We start from the raw sequence: 18057 nt of genomic DNA on the forward strand, positions 1-18057 counted from the left end.
GTAGGGTCATCTAAGGCGATGGTACGTCTGAATTCTCTTTCCCCGTTGATGCTTGGTGCACTGACCGCGACGGTTGCCGTGCTCTTTTTCTCGATCAACGATGTCGCCATCAAGTTCCTGAGCGGTGGCTACGCCCTGCATCAGGTCGTGTTGTTTCGCTCGCTGATCGGGTTGTGTTTTCTGGCGGCCATTATTGCGCCGTTTGCGGGCGGGTTTCGGGTGCTCCATACCAAGCGGCTGGGGATGCACATGCTGCGCGGCCTTTGCGTGGTGTTCGCCAACATGACGTTCTTTTTGGGCCTTGCCGCCATGCCATTGGCCGAGGCCGTCGCGATTTTTTTCGTCAGCCCGCTGGTGATTACCGTTTTTTCCGTCGTGTTCTTGGGCGAAACGGTTGGCCCGCGCCGCTGGGTCGCGGTGACTGTCGGGTTGCTGGGCGTTATCGTCATGTTGCGCCCCGGCACGCAGGCGTTTCAACTGGCATCCCTTTTGCCGCTTGCCGCTGCCTTCGGGTATGCGGCGCTTCATATGCTAACCCGCAAGATCGGCACGACCGAAACCGCTGCAACCATGTCGTTCTATATCCAGTTGATGTTCGTCCTCGTTTGTTTGGTCATGGGGCTGTTTTTTGGCGGCGGACAATTCGCGGACCAAAGCGATCCGTCGCTGGCGTTCCTGTTTCGCGCGTGGGTCTGGCCAGATCCGGCGGACTACGCCGTGTTGGTCCTGATCGGTGCGTCCTCGGCTATAGGCGGCTTTTGCATCTCGCAGGCCTACCGCGCGAGCGAGGCCGCATTGGTCGCCCCGTTCGAATATCTGGCGATGCCTCTGTCGATCCTTTGGGGGATCATGGTGTTCGGGGAATGGCCTGATTTCATCAGCTATTGCGGGATCGCGCTGATCCTCGGGTCGGGCCTTTATATGATCTGGCGCGAATGGCGTGTGGGCGCGCAGCTGGTCGATTCACCCAAGGCGCGGCGCTAGCCCTTTACCCGTCCGTCCGTTAGGATCACACAAGCGAAAACAGCAGGACACCGCATGCCAATCCAAGCCGTCATTTTTGATATCGGAAACGTGCTGATCGAATGGCAACCCGAGCGATTTTATGATGCCGTCATCGGAGAGGATCGCCGCCGCGCGTTCTTTGACGCGCTTGATCTGCACGCGATGAATGACGACGTGGATCGTGGCGCGCCGTTTCGCGACCGTATCTATGCCGAGGCCGAAAAGCACCCTGCGTGGCGCGATGAAATCCGCATGTGGCACGACCGCTGGTCCGACATGGCAACCCCGGCGATTGACCATTCCGTGCGGCTGTTGCGGGCTTTGCGCAGCAAAGGCGTGCCGGTCTTTGCCCTGACCAATTTCGGGGTCGAAACGTTCGAGATTGGCCGCGCTGCCTATCCGTTCCTTGACGAATTTGATCGGCATTATGTGTCGGGCCATATGCGGGTGATCAAGCCCGAACCGCTGATCTATGACATGGTCGAACAGGATTGTGGCATTGCCCCCGGCGCCTTGCTGTTTACCGATGACCGGATCGACAATATCAACGTGGCCGCCGCACGAGGCTGGCAAACGCATCTTTTCGATGGGCCGCAAGGATGGGCCGACCGGCTGGTTGCTGAAGGATTGCTGGGTGAAAAGGACGCACAATGACCGAAATGATCCCCTTTGCCGAAGGTGAAAAACGGCTTGACTGGCTGGCCCTGACCCGTGCAATCGCCGCCGGCCATGACCTGCCGGCCGCCAAGGTCGAGGACGTGTTTCTTTATCGCGACGATGATACCCTTCTGAACCGATCCGCATGGATCGACGGCATGGGGATCGCCGTAAAATGCGCGACAATCTTTCCGGCCAACCGCAATGTGGGCAAGCCCGCGATCGGTGGTGCGGTCAGCCTGTTTTCCGACAGTGATGGCAGCCTCGAGGCGATCCTTGATTTTCATCTCGTGACGAAATGGAAGACCGTGGGTGACAGCCTGCTGGCCGCCACGCGCCTTGCCCGGCCTGACAGCCGCAACATCCTGATCGTGGGCGCGGGGACGGTCGGGCGCGGGTTGTATCAGGCCTACTCCACCGCCTTTCCCGATGCCCATTTCAGCGTCTGGAACCGCTCGCCCGCCGGTGCGCAGGCTTTCCAGCTTGAATGCCCCGATGTTGCGATCGTTGACGATCTGGAAACCGCCGTGCGCGCCGCCGACATCGTCACATCCGCCACGATGACAACCGATCCGATCATCAAGGGCGAGTGGCTGCAAGCGGGCCAGCACATCGACCTGATCGGTGCCTATCGCCCCGACATGCGCGAGGCCGATGATAAGGCCATCACACGCGCCCGTGTCTTTGTCGACAACCGCCACACCACGATGGATCATATCGGCGAGCTGAAAACGCCGCTGGTCGAAGGTGTGATCACCCGCGACCATGTGATCGCCGACTATTATGACCTGCAAGCGTTTCAACGCCATACTGATGCCGAAATTACCCTGTTCAAGAACGGCGGTGGCGCGCATCTGGACCTGATGGTCTGCCGCTACATTCTTGAGGCTTGGAAAGGGCAATAACATGGTCTGGTTCCTGCTGGTCCTGCTGGCGATCCTGATAATCCCCTTCGTATTCGAGGCGGCGCGCAAACCTGCTGACCCGACCAAAGCGCCAGGTGAAACAGTGCAGCTGTCCCAGGGCATCACACACTATCAGTGGATTGGCCCTGTGCGCGGCCCAGTGGTTGTGTGTATCCACGGGCTGACAACGCCGTCGCCCGCGTGGCACGGCGTGGCGGCCGGTTTGGGCCAGCTTGGCTATCGCGTGCTGGTCTATGATCTTTACGGTCGGGGGTTCTCGTCGGCGCCGACCGGTGCGCAAAATCGCGCGTTTTTCCTGCAACAACTGTCCGACCTTCTGGATGATCAAGGGCTGCAGGATGATCTGACACTTGTGGGCTATTCAATGGGGGGGGCCATCGCGACAGCATTTGCCGCCGACAACCCCGACAGAATGACGCGTGTGATCCTTGTGGCGCCCTCGGGCATCACCATGGCCGAAAGCAGGTTTTCGCGGTTCTGCCGCGAGGTGCCGCTGGTGGGTGATTGGTTGCATGGCGCGGCAGCCGAATGGCGCGCACGCGCCGCACTGGTGGTTTCGGGCGAGGATAGCGAAGTGCCGGGCTTGCACGCGGTGCAACTTGACCAGTTGAACAAAAAAGGGTTCCAGCGCGCTGTGCTGCAAAGCCGCCGGGGGATGCTGTCAGAGACACAGGAAACCGAACACCGCAAACTGGGCCATGATGGCATTCCGGTGATCGCGCTTTGGGGCGATCAGGATCAGGTGGTCCCGCTGCGCTCACTGGGTCAGTTGACCCAGTGGAACCGCGCCGTGCGTCAGGAAACCATCAAGGGCGCGGGCCATGGGCTGCCCTATACCCACGCGACGGAGGTTACGGAAATCCTGCGCGATGTGCTGCGCGAACGCGACTAGGCCGGGACGAGGTCGATGCGCTTTTCGCGGATCGGCAGGTGCACGATCGCACTGAACAGCCCGACCCCGACACCAACCCACCACACGGCGGTGTAGCTGCCGTAGATGTCATATAGCCGCCCGCCCAGCCAGACGCCCAGAAAGCTACCCAACTGGTGGCTAAAGAATACGATCCCGTAAAGCGTGCCCATGTAGCGCAAGCCATATAGATGCGCGACAAGCCCGCTTGTCAGCGGAACAGTCGCGAGCCACAGGCTGCCCATCAATGCGGAAAAGATCAGCACGGTCGCAGGAGTCATCGGCGTCATGATGAACCATGCTGCGATCACGGTGCGCCCCAGATAGATGCCTGCCAGCAGGTATTTCTTGGAATACCGCTTGCCTGCCCAGCCCGCCAGCAGCGTGCCGATGATATTGAATAACCCGATCAGTGAAATCGCCGCCGCCCCCAGCGCACTGGTCGTGGAAATGCCGATATTGGTCAGCATCCCGCCTACAGGGATTGTCGCGCAGGCCTCGGCCACAAAGGCTGGGAAGTGCGCCGTTATGAACGCCAGTTGATAGCCACAGGAAAAGAAGCCGATAAAGATCAGGGTGTAGGACGGATCCCTGAATGCGCGCGTCAGGATCGCGCCCATGCTTTCCTCAAGTTCGGCCTTGGAGGCGCTGACCGGTGCACGCATCATTGGCAGCACCATCAGCGAGGCAAGGATCAATCCGGCAAAGGTCACGAACACCATTTGCCAGGTCATATAACCCAGCAAGATTTCCGCCATCGGCGCGCCGAACACCTGTCCGGCAGATCCCGCAGCAGTCGCAATGGCCAGCGACATGGAGCGGTTTTCGTCACTTGAAGCACGCCCGACCACGGCGAGGATCACGCCAAACCCCGTGCCCGCAATCCCGAAACCCACCAGAACTTCATACATCTGGTGCGCGACAGGTGTGGTGGCACCCGACGACAGCAGCAGCCCCGCAGCATAGAACAGCGCGCCGAGGATGATTGCCTTGCGATCACCGATCTTTTCCGCGATCGCGCCAAAGATCGGCTGGCCAATCCCCCAGGCAAGGTTCTGGATCGCAATCGCCAGCGAAAAATCAGCGCGCATCCAGCCGAATTCCTCGGCAATCGGAATTTGGAACACACCAAAGGATGCGCGAATGGCAAACCCCATCATGACGATGATGCATCCTGCGATCAGGACGGGAGTGATCAGGGGGGCGTGGCTTTTCATCACGCGACAAGACGGCAGTTTACGAGGTTGGTCAATTCAGAAGTTGTGTGGTGTTGTGGAAAATCGCGGACCTTTGACCCTATGTTGCCAAACCTGCGAACCGTAGGCGCAAGCCACGTCATGCAATGCTGACCCCACCGTAAGGAGTTTCGACCCAAACCGGAGCGGCCACGCGACCTATGCTTAGGTGCGATTTGCAGACAAAAGGTGAATTCGCAGCAGGTGCGCACATGGCCGCTTTACTGCAATTTACAGACTTTAAGCTTGAGTTGCACCAAATCACACACACCGCGCGGTCAATACAGTCATAAAGTTCAACGCGCTTTCCACTCTTCCAACAGACCAATCCACTCTTGACCAATCGAGAAAGCGAAGAGCGCAGCCCATGCGTACCCGTCGGCAGAGTTTTTGGATACAAAGGCGGCTAAACTAAGAGTGGACCTGTCCGAAAACATGGGACCACTTCAGTATAGGCGGATTGATGCGCGATGTTGTTCCCAACGAGGTGCCGCGCAGACGTTGTGACGCTCAGGTCAAAGTCGTCGAACGTTCAACAGGTTTCGGGCAAGGTTTCTTGATGCGGCAGCGTCCCAGCCCAATACATCCTTCAGAAAGGTCAGGCCGCCTTGGCTGACTTCCCGCTGCGGCCAACCTGCCCGGACAACGGCACCTTTCCATCGGTATCCTGCGCCGCTATCACCATCCCATGACCGTGCAGGACGCATATCGCGACAAGATCGCCAAAGGCCAGCTTCACCACGATCCTGCGCAAGAGGACGTGCTGGACGAACTTGAGCGTATCCGCGCCGCCCTTGCCGCACCTGTCAAGCGCGGTGGGCTGTTTCGCAAGGCGCCACCACCGCCCAAGGGGCTTTACATGTGGGGCGGGGTCGGGCGCGGAAAATCCATGTTGATGGACCTGCTGTTCGGGCTCGTTGACGCCCCCAAACAGCGCGCACATTTCCATGCCTTCATGCAATGGGTCCACGAAGAAATGAATGACGCCCGCAAGCGCGGTGTCGATGATGCGATCGCGCCGGTCGCTGAAAAGCTGGCGGACAAGGTGCGTTTTCTGGCTTTTGATGAAATGCAGATCAGCGACATTACCGATGCGATGATCGTGGGCCGCCTGTTCACGGCGCTGATGGATGCGGGCGTGGTTGTCGTAACGACGTCAAACCGCCCGCCCGATGACCTCTATAAGGATGGGCTGAACCGGCAGCTGTTCCTGCCGTTCATTGCCCTGCTGCACAACCGGATGGTGATCCACGAACTGACCAGCGACACCGATTATCGGCAGGGGGTGCTGACCGGCACGCCCCGATATTTTACCCCCAACAACGCCGGCGCGCGCGCCAAGATTGACGCCCTGTGGGACGACCTGACACAAGGCAGTGCCGAACCGCTGACCCTGCGTGTCAAAGGGCGCGATGTCGTCATTCCGGGCTTTCACAATGGTGTCGCACGCGCGAGTTTTCACGACCTGTGCGGTCAACCTTTGGGTGCGGGCGACTATCTGGCACTGGCCGCCGCCGCACGCGTTCTGGTGCTGGAAGACATCCCCCGGCTAAGCCGCGCCAATTTCAACGAAGCCAAGCGGTTCGTGACCCTGATTGACGCCCTCTACGAGGCGCATGTGCAGCTGATCTGCTCGGCAGCTGCCGCGCCGGACATGCTTTATGTCGAGGGCGAAGGGGTTTTTGAATTTGAACGCACCGCCAGCCGGTTGCGCGAAATGCAAGGGGCTGGCTGGGGGCGTTAAACCTGGTTCGGGATCACCAGACGCTGGCCCGTGCGGATACGGTCAGGGCTGGAAAGGGTGCCGCGATTGGCCTCGAAAATGGCGGTGTATCGGTTTGCGTCACCAAAGAACTTGACCGCAATGGCACCAAGGCTGTCACCAGACTGCACCGTGTAGAACCGCGCTTGCACGGTTTCATCGGCACGCTGCACGATGCGCACCTCGACGCCCGCGGATTCATCAAGGTCAATCGCGGGGGCGGTATCAATCTGCCCGCCGGTCGCAACCGTTGCCTGCGCCACGATATCAGCCAGCAATACGGCCGTATCAACGCGCCCGTCCGACGTGACCAGAATTTCCGGCACGGCGACATCACCGCTGGCGGCTGCCGCGTTGATCAGCGCATCAATGTAGTCGTCTGACTGTCCCTCTTGCAAAGCCTGAACAACGATCGCATCCAGGGTCGGCCGCTGTGTGATTTCGGGCGCAGGCGCACCTGTCATCGCGGTGATGCTCGACAAAATGCCAGCCGTTGCATCGCGCATTTCGTCGCTTGCGGGTGCGGGCAAAGGCTCGGCCCCTGTCTGGACACCCAAACCGGCAAGGACGGCAGCTGTCGTGGCCTGCATCGAACTGTCGACGGTGGCGATTTGCGGTATGGCGCGCGGTGCGGGCGCGGCAACGGGTGTCGTCTCGGGTTCGGCCACTGCGGCTGTTTCGGGCGCAACAGGGGGCGCAAGCAGGGGGTCCGCAACTGCGCGGGTCACTTCGACGTCCTGCGTGACTTCGGGCGCCTGCGCGCGTTGGGCGTCATCACCGGGACGCAGGATGATAAATGCGCAAAGCGCGACAGCAAATGCAAACAGGGCAAGTGTGATGCGGATCATGGGCTTTGGTCCTTAGCCTTCGTTACGGGGTGTTGCGACCGTCAGGCCAAGTGAACGCCACGACTGCATGCCGCCACGATAGTAAGAAAGCTTGCCTGCCGGATATCCGGCGTCCAAGAGGCTCCGAATGGCGCGCGGGCTTTGATCACACCATGCGCCGTTACAAAACAGCAGCAAGGCGCGCGCTTGGGTGAAATCCAATGTGCCATCGGCCAGCTTTGCGGCCCCCAACGCGCGCAAAATGTCATCACGATAAGGGTTTGTTGCCTCAAGCGTGTGAAAGGGAACGTTCACAGCACCGGGGATTGTGCCCTGCACAAACCAGTCAGGCAGGCGGCTGTCGATCAAAAGGCCCGTGCCATCGGCAGCGTCCTGTTCCAGAAAACGGATCACTTCCAGTTCGCCCATGGTCGTGACGCCGTCGGCGACAATCATCGGCGTGATGCAAAACGGCGGGCATTCGCGGGATGTGCGGGCAAATTCGCCCGTCAGCGTGTTGGCGCTGTCCTGATTGCGCGCAATGGTGAACGTCTGCCCGTTGATCTCGAAAGAGGTTTGCGCCCGTGCCGGTGTGATCCGCACGTCCTGCGCGACGGCAATATTTGTTGTGAATACGCTGAAAACCAGCCCGATGGCTGTGAGATACCGCAACATTTGATTTCCCCCAAACATGACACACCATATTTTGTTGAATCCGCTGGCAGGCGGGGTGCGTTTAACTGCTCGCACAAGATGTAGTGTGGATTTGTATTGCAAGTCAAACCCGGATCGTGGGTGATGTCTGATCGATTCGACAAATATGCAACGCAAAACGGGCGAGCCTGAAACAAGAAGACGAGCTTGACGCTCGCCCTCTCGCCCTGCCAAAGGCTTGATCGGCCATAGCCGAACACCTGTTGGCGCTACACTAGGCGGAGGGGTGATTCGCCGTCAACCGGCTGATTCGGGAATCAGCAGCGTTTCATCATCACCCCGCGACAAAAGCGCCGCTCCGCCGCATTGCATTGCGGCACCAGCCGGAAAGACCGGAAATTCGGTATAACGATTGATGCTTGAAGCGGTGATGAAACGCCCGTTCACGCAAACATCCTGCGCATTTGTGCCTGAATTGAACCCGAAACCGGGGTTGCCGCAGTCATTGACCGACCCGTTGGCGTTCCAGGCTTGCCCATCGGCGCTGTTGTGCATCCCGCCGGTTGGAAAGGTCATTGTCACAGGGTCAAAGCGCAGATGCCAGGTTGTTGTCGGGGTCAGGTCTGACAGGTCCCACTGGCCCACTGGCAGGCTGCGGTGAAACCCCGTGATCGCGAATGCGGTCACATCGTCTTGGGTCACGATCCCGCCCAACGCATCGTCCGGTACGGTCATGCGGCCTGTCATGGTGTAATCGTTTGCGCCCACCCAGCAGAATTCAAAGTCCGCCGCCGCCACGGGACTGGCCAGTGCCAGCGTCAGGATCACCGTGCGGATCATGCGTTTTCGCGCAGGACATACCCCGCGAGATAAAGCGAGCCACAAATCAGAATGCGTGCATGGGGGTCTTTGGCGGTTATTGCGGCCAAAGCGGCGTCAAGGCTGGCAGCGACCTGCGTGTCCAGTCCTGCATCGCGTGCGGCTTTCGCCGTTACATCAGCGGGCAGCGTGTTCACCTCGTACGGAATTGAAATCGCCGTCAGACTTTGCGCGACTTTGGCAAGCGGCAAAAGGTAACCGCGAATGTCCTTGGTGTTCAGCATGCCGCACACCAGATGGGTGGGCCTGTTAGGCAAGGCCGCAAGCGTGCGCGCCAGCATCACACCGGCCGCCGGATTGTGCCCGCCGTCCAGCCACAGATCGGCGGGGCGAAAGCGGTCAGCGATCCGCCCTTGTGTCAGGTGCTGCATCCGCGCGGGCCAGAACACATCGGTCATTGCCGCCTCGCATGCGGCCTCGTTACATCCCAACTGGCGCAGCGCGGCGATTGCAGCGCCTGCATTGGTGATCTGGTGCGGGCCGGGTAGGGCGGGTAGCGGCAGATCCAACAGGCCGGTTTCATCCTGATAAACCAGCCGCCCGCGCTCCTCGCTCACTTGCCAGTGCTGCCCGTGGGCCAGCAGGGGTGCGCCCAAACGCGCGGCGCGCGCTTCGATCACCTCCATCGCATCGTCATGCTGCGGGCCCACCACGCAAGGCACACCGCGCTTGATGATCCCTGCCTTTTCGCCAGCGATTCCGGGTAGGGTGTCACCCAGAAACTGTTGGTGGTCCAGATCAACCGGCGTGATCACCGTAAGGGCGGGCGCATCAATCACGTTGGTCGCATCCAGCCGCCCGCCAAGCCCGACTTCAAGCAGGGTGTAATCCGCCGCGGTGCGGGCAAAGGCCAGCAACGCAGCGGCAGTGGTAATCTCGAAATAGGTGATATTGCCGCCACCGTTGGCGGCGTAACATTCATCCAGCACAGCGGTCAGATGATCCTCGGAAATCAATTCACCCGCCAGCCGGATCCGTTCGTGAAACCGCGCCAGGTGCGGCGAGGTATAGGCGTGCACGCGCTTGCCCGCCTGTTCCAGCCCGGCACGGATCATCGCTTGGGTGCTGCCCTTACCATTGGTGCCGGCAAGGTGGATGACGGGGGGCAGATCATTCTGCGGATTGCCAAGGGCGTCCAGCAATCGCCAGACCCGGTCAAGCGTGAGGTCGATCACCTTGGGATGCAGCGCCATCATCCGTGCAAGGATGACATCGGAACCGGCTGTCACTCTGCAGCGTCCTCGGCAGCGGTCTCATCAGCTTTGGGGTCAGGCGCAGGCAATTCGCCGGAAATCGCCGGATCAAGGCCCAGCAGCATCCGCGTGATCACGATCAGTTCGTCGCGCATTTCGGTGCGCGGCGTGACGCGGTCCAGCATCCCGTGGTCCAGCAGGTATTCGGCGCGCTGGAATCCTTCGGGCAGCTTTTCGCGGATCGTCTGTTCAATGACGCGCGGTCCGGCAAAACAGATCAGGGCGTTTGGTTCAGCGATATGCACATCCCCCAGCATCGCATAAGAGGCCGTCACACCGCCCGTTGTCGGGTGGGTCAGCACGACGATATAGGGCAGGCCTGCTTCTTTCAGCATCTCGACCGCGATCGTGGTCCGCGGCATTTGCATCAGGGCAAGAATGCCTTCCTGCATGCGTGCGCCGCCAGCGGCAGAAAACAGGATCAGCGGGCATTTCTTTAGCACGGCACGTTCGGCGGCGGCGATGATCGCGTTGCCCACATACATCGACATGGACCCGCCCATGAACGAAAAGTCCTGCGCGGCAGCCACAACGGGTGTGCGGCCGATCTCGCCCTCGGCGACCAGCATTGCATCCTTTTCACCGGTCGACTTTTGCGAAGCTTTCATGCGGTCGGGATAGCGCTTCTGGTCGCGGAAATGCAGCGGGTCGGCAGTGGGTTCCGGCACGGCGACTTCGGTGAAAATGCCGCCATCAAACAGCGCGCCAAAACGGTCACGCGGCGCGATATACATATGATGCCCGCAGTTGGTGCAGACATTCTGGTTATCCGACAATTCGCGGTGAAACAGCATCGTGCCGCATTCATCACATTTCGTCCAAAGGTTTTCCGGCACCTCGCGGCGCGAAAAGATCGAGTTGATCCGGGGACGGACGTAGTTGGAAATCCAGTTCATAGGGTCCTCGTGCGTTGCCGTTCCGAAATAAGGCGCGTTGTGGAGAAATGCAATCAGCCGCTTGTGGTGGTCGCGGCGGTCTTTTAGACCTTTGCCAACAGTTTTTGCGAAGGAACCCGCGATGTCAGCCGGAAAAGTCGATAAATCCAAACTCCCCAGCCGCTATGTGACCGAAGGCCCAGCCCGCGCGCCGCACCGCAGCTATATGTATGCGATGGGCGTAAGCGAGGAGGAAATCCACCAGCCATTGATCGGTGTGGCGACCTGCTGGAACGAAGCCGCGCCTTGCAACATCGCCCTGAACCGTCAGGCGCAATCGGTGAAAATGGGTGTGAAACACGCCAACGGCACGCCGCGCGAGTTTACGACCATTACGGTCACTGACGGGATCGCAATGGGCCACGAAGGGATGCGGTCATCGCTCGCATCGCGCGAGGCCATTGCCGACACCGTGGAACTGACAATGCGCGGGCATTGCTATGACGGGTTGGTTGGCCTTGCGGGTTGCGACAAATCCCTGCCCGGGATGATGATGGCCATGGTGCGCCTGAACGTGCCGTCTGTGTTTATCTATGGCGGGTCGATCCTACCGGGCCGTTTGAACGGCAAGGACGTGACCGTGCAGGATGTGTTCGAGGCCGTGGGCCAACATCAGGCGGGCAACATGACCGACGCCGAGCTTGAGATTCTGGAACGCGTGGCCTGCCCCACGTCCGGCGCTTGCGGTGGCCAGTTCACCGCCAATACGATGGCCTGTGTTTCCGAGGCAATCGGTCTTGCCCTTCTCAATTCGTCCGGCGCACCTGCCCCATACGAAAGCCGTGATCAATATGGCGTGGCATCCGGTGATGCGGTCATGAACCTGCTGGCCAAGAATATCCGTGCCCGCGATGTTGTGACTCGCAAATCGCTGGAAAACGCCGCGCGCGTTGTGGCCTGCACCGGCGGGTCGACAAACGCAGGTCTGCACCTACCCGCGATTGCGCACGAGGCCGGCATTGATTTCGACCTGTTCGATGTCTGCGACATCTTCCGTGACACGCCTTATTTCGTCGATCTGAAACCGGGCGGTCAGTATGTCGCCAAAGACCTTTACGAGGTCGGCGGCGTGCCTGTCGTGATGAAGGAGCTGCGCAAGGCCGGCCTGATCCACGAGGATTGCATCACCGCCAATGGCGTCACAATGGGCGAGGCGCTGGACAAGATCGAAGGCGAAGCTGACGGCAAGGTCATCTATTCCGTGCAAAACCCGATCAGCAAAACGGGTGGTGTGGTTGGCCTAAGCGGCAACATCGCCCCTGATGGTGCCATCGTCAAAGTCGCGGGCATGTCTGCTGAACAGCAGGTCTTTACCGGCCCGGCCCGCGTTTTTGAATGCGAAGAAGATGCATTCGAGGCCGTGAAAAAGCGCGAATACAAAGAAGGCGAAGTGCTGGTCATTCGCAACGAAGGGCCCGCAGGCGGCCCCGGAATGCGCGAAATGCTGGCGACCACGGCGGCCCTGTCCGGTCAGGGCATGGGCAAAAAGGTCGCGCTGATCACCGATGGCCGTTTCAGCGGCGCAACCCGCGGGTTCTGCGTGGGTCACGTTGGCCCCGAAGCGGCGCATGGTGGCCCCATCGCAATGCTGCAAAACGGCGACATGATCACGATCGACGCGATCAAGGGCAGCCTGAGCGTTGACCTGTCAGATGCCGAACTTGAAGGCCGAAAGGCCGACTGGAAAGGACCGCGCGAAACGATCTATGCCAGTGGTGCCATCTGGAAATTTGCGAAACTTGTGGGCTCTACGCGGTTGGGCGCGGTGACCCATCCGGGTGCCAAGGACGAACGCCACATCTATATGGATCTGTGATTTGGGCTTGATGCGCAGTCTGACACTGGGCGGGGCCTGTTTGGCCCTGTCCGCCTGTGACGAAACACTGCAATTCCCCGACCTTGCGACGATGTCGCTGGCCGGCGGGCGTGAAGATGCCACAACGGAAGGTATTCGCACGCTATCCCTTCTGGGTGGTGCGGCGCGGGCGCGCGGCCCTGATGGCTATTGTGTCGATCAAGGGGCCAGCCGTTCATCTGACGGCTTTGCGGTGATGGTGGGCTGTGCGTTGTTGGCACCCGAAGCGGCGGTGATGCCTGCCAAGGATGGCTTTATCACCGTGCAGTTTGGCGAAACCGGCACGGCCACGGTCGCAGGTTCCGAAGAAACCCTGCGCGCGTTCCTTGAAACAGATGCGGGCAAACGAGTGCTTGCAGGCACGGGCGAGGGCGATGACGTTACCCTGCATAACGTGGATATGGTTGCAGGCACCGTGACCGTGCATTTCACGGATCAGTCCGCAGGCAACGATGCGGGGCTTGAACCACGGTTGTGGCAAGGGTTCTTTGATGTGAACGGTCGCCTGACCACTGTGACTGTGCGCAGTTTCAGTCGCAATCCGCTGGCACCCCGCCAAGGCGCGGCCTTGCTTGACGCAACGATCCGCGAAATTCGCGCCGTGAACCCGCCAATCCCGCCGCAAGAAGGTTAAGGACTGTTTCCTTTTGGGAAACAGTTTGGCAGGTATAGTGCAACGGATGCCTGTGTGCCCCCTAAATACGAGATTCTGAATGTCCCGCCGTCTTGGCCTGATTGAAAAGCTGTTTCAGCGCCGCGCTCTTGCCAGATGGGCGCAAGCGGCCCGTTCTGCGGCCTCGACCGAATTGTCGGTCTTGCGCGGGCAACGGCAGCGTGCGCGTGCACTGCGTCAGAAACTTGATGAACTGACCTATATTGCCGACAGCCGCCTTGCCTTGCCGCATATTGGATCAAACGCTTTCGCCAAACCCGGCGGCACCGATTGGTCATGGCGTCCGCAACTTTGGCGTGGCCCGCTTGCCTCCAAGGGGATGGCCAGCGTCCCAAGCAAGACCATGCTGGGCAGTGAAGTGACCGTGTTTCATGATTGCCGGATTTCCGAACTGACCCTGCGCCAGTTGCGCAACACCCGCGAGGAAGACCTTGCGCCTTTTGGGCTGCGCATGGACGTGTTCCGCTTTGATGGTTCGTTCCTGAGCCTTGTTCTGGACCTGCCCAATGATGCGTGTGGTGGCCTCAAGAAACGTCACCTTGTGCGGCTTGATGCCATCATTGAAATGGAAAAGCCGCTGGAAATCTTTGCGCGGTTGAACATCAAACACGGCCCCAACACGGAACAGATCGTGCGTGAACTTCCGCTTCACGAAAGCGAAGTGATGGTCGAATTTGACCTTGCCTATACCAAACTCAACGAAAAGCGTGTCGAACGCATGTGGGTCGATCTGATCTTTGAAGGGCCGGAAATGAATCAGGTCACCATTCGGGATATTACCTTCTGCCGCCACCCGCGCGCCGAGCTTTAAGGAGGCTGCCATGAGCGATGTAACCCTCACCAAGACCCGCCTGTTTGAAGGAGTCTGGGAAGGTGTGCTGACCCATAAGGGCGATGGTGGTTTCCAGCCCGTGCTGCGTGTGACCCATCTGGACCAACCCGTTGACGGGGTCACAACCCACGAAGATCAGGCCGCCGGTCACTGGGTCGTGCGCGTGCCGGTGCCGGCCAACCTGATATCGGACGGGCTCCAGACCTTTGTGATCCGCGATTCCGCCAGTGATGATGTTCTGGCCAGCTTTGCCCTTTTGGCGGGTGATGCGCTTGCCGAAGATATCCGCGCCGAGATGAGCCTGCTGCGTGCCGAACTTGATATGCTGAAACAGGCGTTTCGCCGTCACTGTGTTGAAACGACCTGAACCGGCGCGACCTCGCGGAATATTTCACTTGGGCATTTGCGCGCAGGCTCTGTAACGTTGCGCCATGGCTTATGATTACGAAGATCTCTACCGCGATACGCCGGACGCGCTGGGCGCGCCCAACGCAGACATTGCCGCATTCTTTGATGGGCGGGCGGGGCCGTTGCGCGTGCTTGATATCGGCTGCGGACAGGGGCGCGATGCCCTGCCGGTCGCGCGACAGGGCCACCATGTGCATGGTGTCGATCTGTCGCCCAGCGGCGTGCGTGACATGGTGCAGGTCGCCCGGGCTGAAGGACTGGATGTGACCGGACAGGTTGCCGACCTTGCCGGTTACACACCTGACGGCACCTATGATGTGCTGCTGATTGATCGCACCCTGCACATGCTTGCCGCGGCACCCCGCCACGCCGTTCTGGCGCGGCTGTTGACCCACCTGCGCGCCGATGGCTGGTTGTTGCTGGTGGACGAAAAATCAAACATGGCGGGTTTGCGCGCTGTGATGCATGCCGATTCTGCGGATTGGTCCGTGATCAGGGAAAAGGCCGGACTGTTGTTTGCGCAGCGCCGGACCTGACGCCGCGTTGCGCGTGACCTTTGCGTCAACCCGCGCCAAAGTGGCCCCAACAACCGGAGCCACGCCATGTCAGATTATCCCCACCTCCTTGCCCCGCTTGATCTGGGTTTCACCACACTGAAGAACCGCGTGTTGATGGGGTCGATGCACACAGGGCTTGAGGAAACCAAAGACTGGAACCGTGTTGCGGAGTTTTACGCTGAACGGGCGCGCGGCGGTGTTGGCCTGATGGTCACAGGAGGCATGGCCCCGAACCGTGAAGGCGGCGTTTTCCCCGGCGCGGCGGGCCTGTTCAGTGATCAGGACATTGAAAACCACCGCATCGTCACCGACCGTGTGCATGGCGCGGATGGCAAGATTGCCATGCAGATCCTGCACGCGGGCCGCTATGCCTATAGCCCCGAATGTGTCGCGCCCAGCCCGGTAAAGTCGCCCATCTCGCCCTTTCCCCCCAAAGAACTGGACGAGGACGGCATCGAAAAGCAGATCAGCGATATCGTCACCGCTGCCACGCGCGCACAGCAAGCGGGCTATGACGGGGTCGAGGTGATGGGATCGGAGGGGTATTTCCTCAACCAGTTCCTTGTGACCCATACCAACAAGCGCACAGACCACTGGGGCGGATCGTATGAAAACCGGATGCGCCTGCCCGTCGAAGTCGTGCGCCGTGTCCGCGCCGCTGTCGGCCCCGATTTCATCGTGATTTACCGCCTGTCGATGATCGATCTGATCCCGAACGGGTCCACCTGGGACGAGGTCGTGACGCTGGCCCGCGCGATTGAAACGGCGGGTGCCACGATCCTGAACACCGGCATCGGCTGGCACGAGGCCCGCATCCCGACCATCGCCACATCCGTGCCGCGCCGTGCCTTCACATGGGTCACAAAGAAACTGATGGGGCAGGTGGGCATTCCGGTGATCACCTCAAACCGGATCAACACGCCGCAAGTGGGCGAAGACGTGCTGGCCGATGGCTGCGCCGATATGGTCAGCATGGCGCGCCCGTTTCTGGCCGATCCGCATTTCGTCGCCAAGGCGGCGGCGGGCAAAGCGGCGGAAATTGCGCCCTGCATCGCCTGTAACCAGGCCTGCCTTGATCACACATTCAGCGGCAAGATGAGCACCTGTCTGGTGAACCCGCAGGCCTGCCATGAAACCGAACTGGTGATCGCGCCGGCCACTGCCGCGAAATCCATCGCCGTGGTTGGTGCTGGTCCCGCGGGCCTGTCCGCCGCGATCACGGCTGCGGAACGCGGGCACGCCGTCACCCTGTTCGACAAGGCAGATGAAATCGGCGGCCAGTTGAACATGGCCAAACAGGTGCCCGGCAAAGAGGAATTCTGGGGTCTGGTGGATTATTACCGTGCGATGGTCGCCAAAACGGGCGTAACTCTGCGCCTTGGCACCACCGCCACCGCCGACGATCTGGCGGGTTTTGACGAGGTGATCATCGCCACAGGCGTCATCCCCCGCGACCCCGCAATCCCCGGGCAAGACGGCCCCAACGTGCTTTCCTATATCGACGTGCTGCGTGGCAAGGCGCCGGTCGGCAAGCGCGTGGCGATCATCGGCGCGGGCGGGATCGGGTTTGACGTGGCCGAGTTTCTGGTCACAGACGACAGCCCGACCGAGGATTTGCAGGAATGGCTGCAAGAATGGGGCGTCGGTGATCCCGAACAGCAACGCGGCGGCTTGCGCCCCGAAGGCCCGCAGCCTGACGCAGCGGTGCGCGAGGTGACGCTGCTGCAACGCAAGGCGCAAAAGCTGGGCAAGGGATTGGGCAAGACCACAGGCTGGATCCACCGCGCCGCGCTCAAGATGAAGAACGTCGAAATGATCGGCGGCGTGAACTACGAACGGATCGACGCGGACGGGCTGCACGTGTCATTCGGCGAGGTCCGCGAGCGGCCCACGTTGATCGCCGTGGACACTGTGGTCCTCTGCGCCGGACAACTGCCCGAACGCACACTGGCCGACGACCTGACCGCACGGGGCGTAACGCCCCACATTATCGGCGGCGCAGACGTGGCCGCCGAACTCGACGCCAAGCGCGCGATTGATCAGGGGACACGGCTGGCGGCAGCGTTTTAGCCGCCGCGCAAATTGCGCGCTCGCGCCCTGACCGAAGCCGCCTTGTCACCCTCTGCCTGCGCACGGGCCTCTGCGGCCGATGCCGCGTAGGCGGGGTGCTGTTCAGCCAGATGCACAAGCGCATTCAACCCCCATGCGCGCAGGAAAGGGCGCGGATGATCTGCCAGCCCTTTGGTCCATTCGAAAACCTTTTTCGCCTTGGTGTCTGGGATATCAAGGTATGGCAGCGATTGGGCGAAATGCAGCTTGACCTGCCAGGTTGGCAAATCGGGAAGGGCACCAATAACCCGGTTGACCAACGGCGGGGCTACAACGGCTTTGCGTTCCAATGCATGCTTCAGCAGCCAGCTTGCCCCCTCGACAACCGTGGCGTTTTCGCTTTGGCAAAGGGCGATCAGATCAGCGATGAACCCGTCATCTGAGCCGAACTTAGCAAACGCAGCGTTCAAGGACGTAGTGTCTGCCCCGTCATATCGTTCAAGGTAAATGGCCAGATCATCTGCCATATTTTCGCGCCCCGCGTTGCAAATCACCGGGCAATCATGCCCTTTGCAACCCATTCGGCAAAGCAGGAAACCCACCGTTTCCCTGTTTCCTGCCTCGCAACAGTCCTGCGAAT

At 60.4% G+C, this 18057-nt stretch carries 18 protein-coding genes; 11 read left to right on the top strand and 7 right to left on the bottom strand.

Annotated elements, in window-relative coordinates; translation table 11 throughout:
• The first annotated feature begins 48 nt into the window (after positions 1-48).
• The 4 genes from SJY21_RS11495 to SJY21_RS11510 are packed head-to-tail and all read left to right on the top strand — an operon-like array spanning position 49 to position 3480.
• Positions 49-984, top strand: a complete 936-nt coding sequence (locus SJY21_RS11495; RefSeq protein ID WP_377510588.1) for a DMT family transporter — start codon at positions 49-51, stop codon at positions 982-984.
• Between the two features lie 54 nt (positions 985-1038).
• The gene (locus SJY21_RS11500) at positions 1039-1659 is read left to right on the top strand and encodes an HAD family hydrolase (RefSeq protein WP_377510591.1); all 621 of its coding nucleotides are present in this window, start codon (positions 1039-1041) and stop codon (positions 1657-1659) included.
• Positions 1656-2567, top strand: a complete 912-nt coding sequence (locus tag SJY21_RS11505) for an ornithine cyclodeaminase family protein (protein WP_377510594.1) — start codon at positions 1656-1658, stop codon at positions 2565-2567. Before SJY21_RS11500 ends, SJY21_RS11505 begins: the two co-directional genes overlap by 4 nt.
• A gap of 1 nt (position 2568) precedes the next feature.
• Complete coding sequence (locus SJY21_RS11510; protein WP_377510597.1) at positions 2569-3480, top strand: alpha/beta fold hydrolase; 912 nt, start codon at positions 2569-2571, stop codon at positions 3478-3480.
• Here SJY21_RS11510 and SJY21_RS11515 read toward each other — a convergent pair.
• Complete coding sequence (locus SJY21_RS11515) at positions 3477-4715, bottom strand: MFS transporter (protein WP_377510600.1); 1239 nt, start codon at positions 4713-4715, stop codon at positions 3477-3479. The genes SJY21_RS11510 and SJY21_RS11515 overlap by 4 nt on opposite strands.
• A gap of 706 nt (positions 4716-5421) precedes the next feature.
• Here SJY21_RS11515 and zapE point away from each other — a divergent pair.
• Positions 5422-6477 (top strand): cell division protein ZapE, encoded by a 1056-nt coding sequence (zapE, locus tag SJY21_RS11520; RefSeq protein WP_377510603.1) that lies wholly within the window; start codon positions 5422-5424, stop codon positions 6475-6477.
• Here zapE and SJY21_RS11525 read toward each other — a convergent pair.
• From SJY21_RS11525 to accD, 5 genes are all read right to left on the bottom strand, one after another.
• On the bottom strand, positions 6474-7343 hold the full coding sequence (locus SJY21_RS11525; protein WP_377510606.1) for a LysM peptidoglycan-binding domain-containing protein: 870 nt from the start codon (positions 7341-7343) through the stop codon (positions 6474-6476). The two genes, zapE and SJY21_RS11525, sit on opposite strands and share 4 nt — an antisense overlap.
• 12 nt (positions 7344-7355) lie before the next feature.
• Positions 7356-7997, bottom strand: coding sequence for a rhodanese-like domain-containing protein (locus SJY21_RS11530; protein WP_377510609.1), 642 nt, complete (start codon positions 7995-7997; stop codon positions 7356-7358).
• A gap of 276 nt (positions 7998-8273) precedes the next feature.
• Positions 8274-8816: a hypothetical protein gene (locus SJY21_RS11535; protein ID WP_377510613.1), complete on the bottom strand. Its 543-nt coding sequence runs from the start codon at positions 8814-8816 to the stop codon at positions 8274-8276.
• Positions 8813-10084, bottom strand: coding sequence for a bifunctional folylpolyglutamate synthase/dihydrofolate synthase (locus tag SJY21_RS11540; protein ID WP_377510616.1), 1272 nt, complete (start codon positions 10082-10084; stop codon positions 8813-8815). Before SJY21_RS11540 ends, SJY21_RS11535 begins: the two co-directional genes overlap by 4 nt.
• Positions 10081-11004, bottom strand: coding sequence for an acetyl-CoA carboxylase, carboxyltransferase subunit beta (accD, locus tag SJY21_RS11545; RefSeq protein ID WP_377510619.1), 924 nt, complete (start codon positions 11002-11004; stop codon positions 10081-10083). The genes SJY21_RS11540 and accD overlap by 4 nt, the downstream gene beginning before the upstream one ends.
• A 121-nt stretch (positions 11005-11125) precedes the next feature.
• On the opposite strand from accD, the gene ilvD reads away from it, so the two are divergent.
• The 6 genes from ilvD (at position 11126) to SJY21_RS11575 (ending at position 17438) form a co-directional block, all read left to right on the top strand.
• Positions 11126-12859 carry a dihydroxy-acid dehydratase gene (gene ilvD, locus SJY21_RS11550; RefSeq protein ID WP_377510622.1) on the top strand — a complete coding sequence of 578 codons (1734 nt, stop codon included), beginning with the start codon at positions 11126-11128 and terminating at the stop codon, positions 12857-12859.
• A gap of 10 nt (positions 12860-12869) precedes the next feature.
• Complete coding sequence (locus SJY21_RS11555; RefSeq protein ID WP_377510625.1) at positions 12870-13532, top strand: hypothetical protein; 663 nt, start codon at positions 12870-12872, stop codon at positions 13530-13532.
• 79 nt (positions 13533-13611) lie between these two features.
• Positions 13612-14382 carry a DUF6478 family protein gene (locus tag SJY21_RS11560; RefSeq protein WP_377510628.1) on the top strand — a complete coding sequence of 257 codons (771 nt, stop codon included), beginning with the start codon at positions 13612-13614 and terminating at the stop codon, positions 14380-14382.
• A 10-nt stretch (positions 14383-14392) separates the two neighbouring features.
• Entirely contained in the window at positions 14393-14770 is a 378-nt protein-coding gene (locus SJY21_RS11565; protein ID WP_377510631.1) for a hypothetical protein, read from the top strand.
• A 64-nt stretch (positions 14771-14834) separates the two neighbouring features.
• Positions 14835-15347: a class I SAM-dependent methyltransferase gene (locus SJY21_RS11570; RefSeq protein WP_377510634.1), complete on the top strand. Its 513-nt coding sequence runs from the start codon at positions 14835-14837 to the stop codon at positions 15345-15347.
• Positions 15348-15413: 66 nt separating this feature from the next.
• Positions 15414-17438 carry an FAD-dependent oxidoreductase gene (locus SJY21_RS11575; RefSeq protein WP_377510637.1) on the top strand — a complete coding sequence of 675 codons (2025 nt, stop codon included), beginning with the start codon at positions 15414-15416 and terminating at the stop codon, positions 17436-17438.
• Here SJY21_RS11575 and SJY21_RS11580 read toward each other — a convergent pair.
• Complete coding sequence (locus SJY21_RS11580) at positions 17435-17944, bottom strand: hypothetical protein (protein ID WP_377510640.1); 510 nt, start codon at positions 17942-17944, stop codon at positions 17435-17437. The two genes, SJY21_RS11575 and SJY21_RS11580, sit on opposite strands and share 4 nt — an antisense overlap.
• Positions 17945-18057: the final 113 nt, after the last annotated feature.

The sequence above is a fragment of the Octadecabacter sp. R77987 genome (genome assembly GCF_042466115.1).
In the GTDB taxonomy this organism is placed as follows: Bacteria; Pseudomonadota; Alphaproteobacteria; order Rhodobacterales; family Rhodobacteraceae; genus SW4.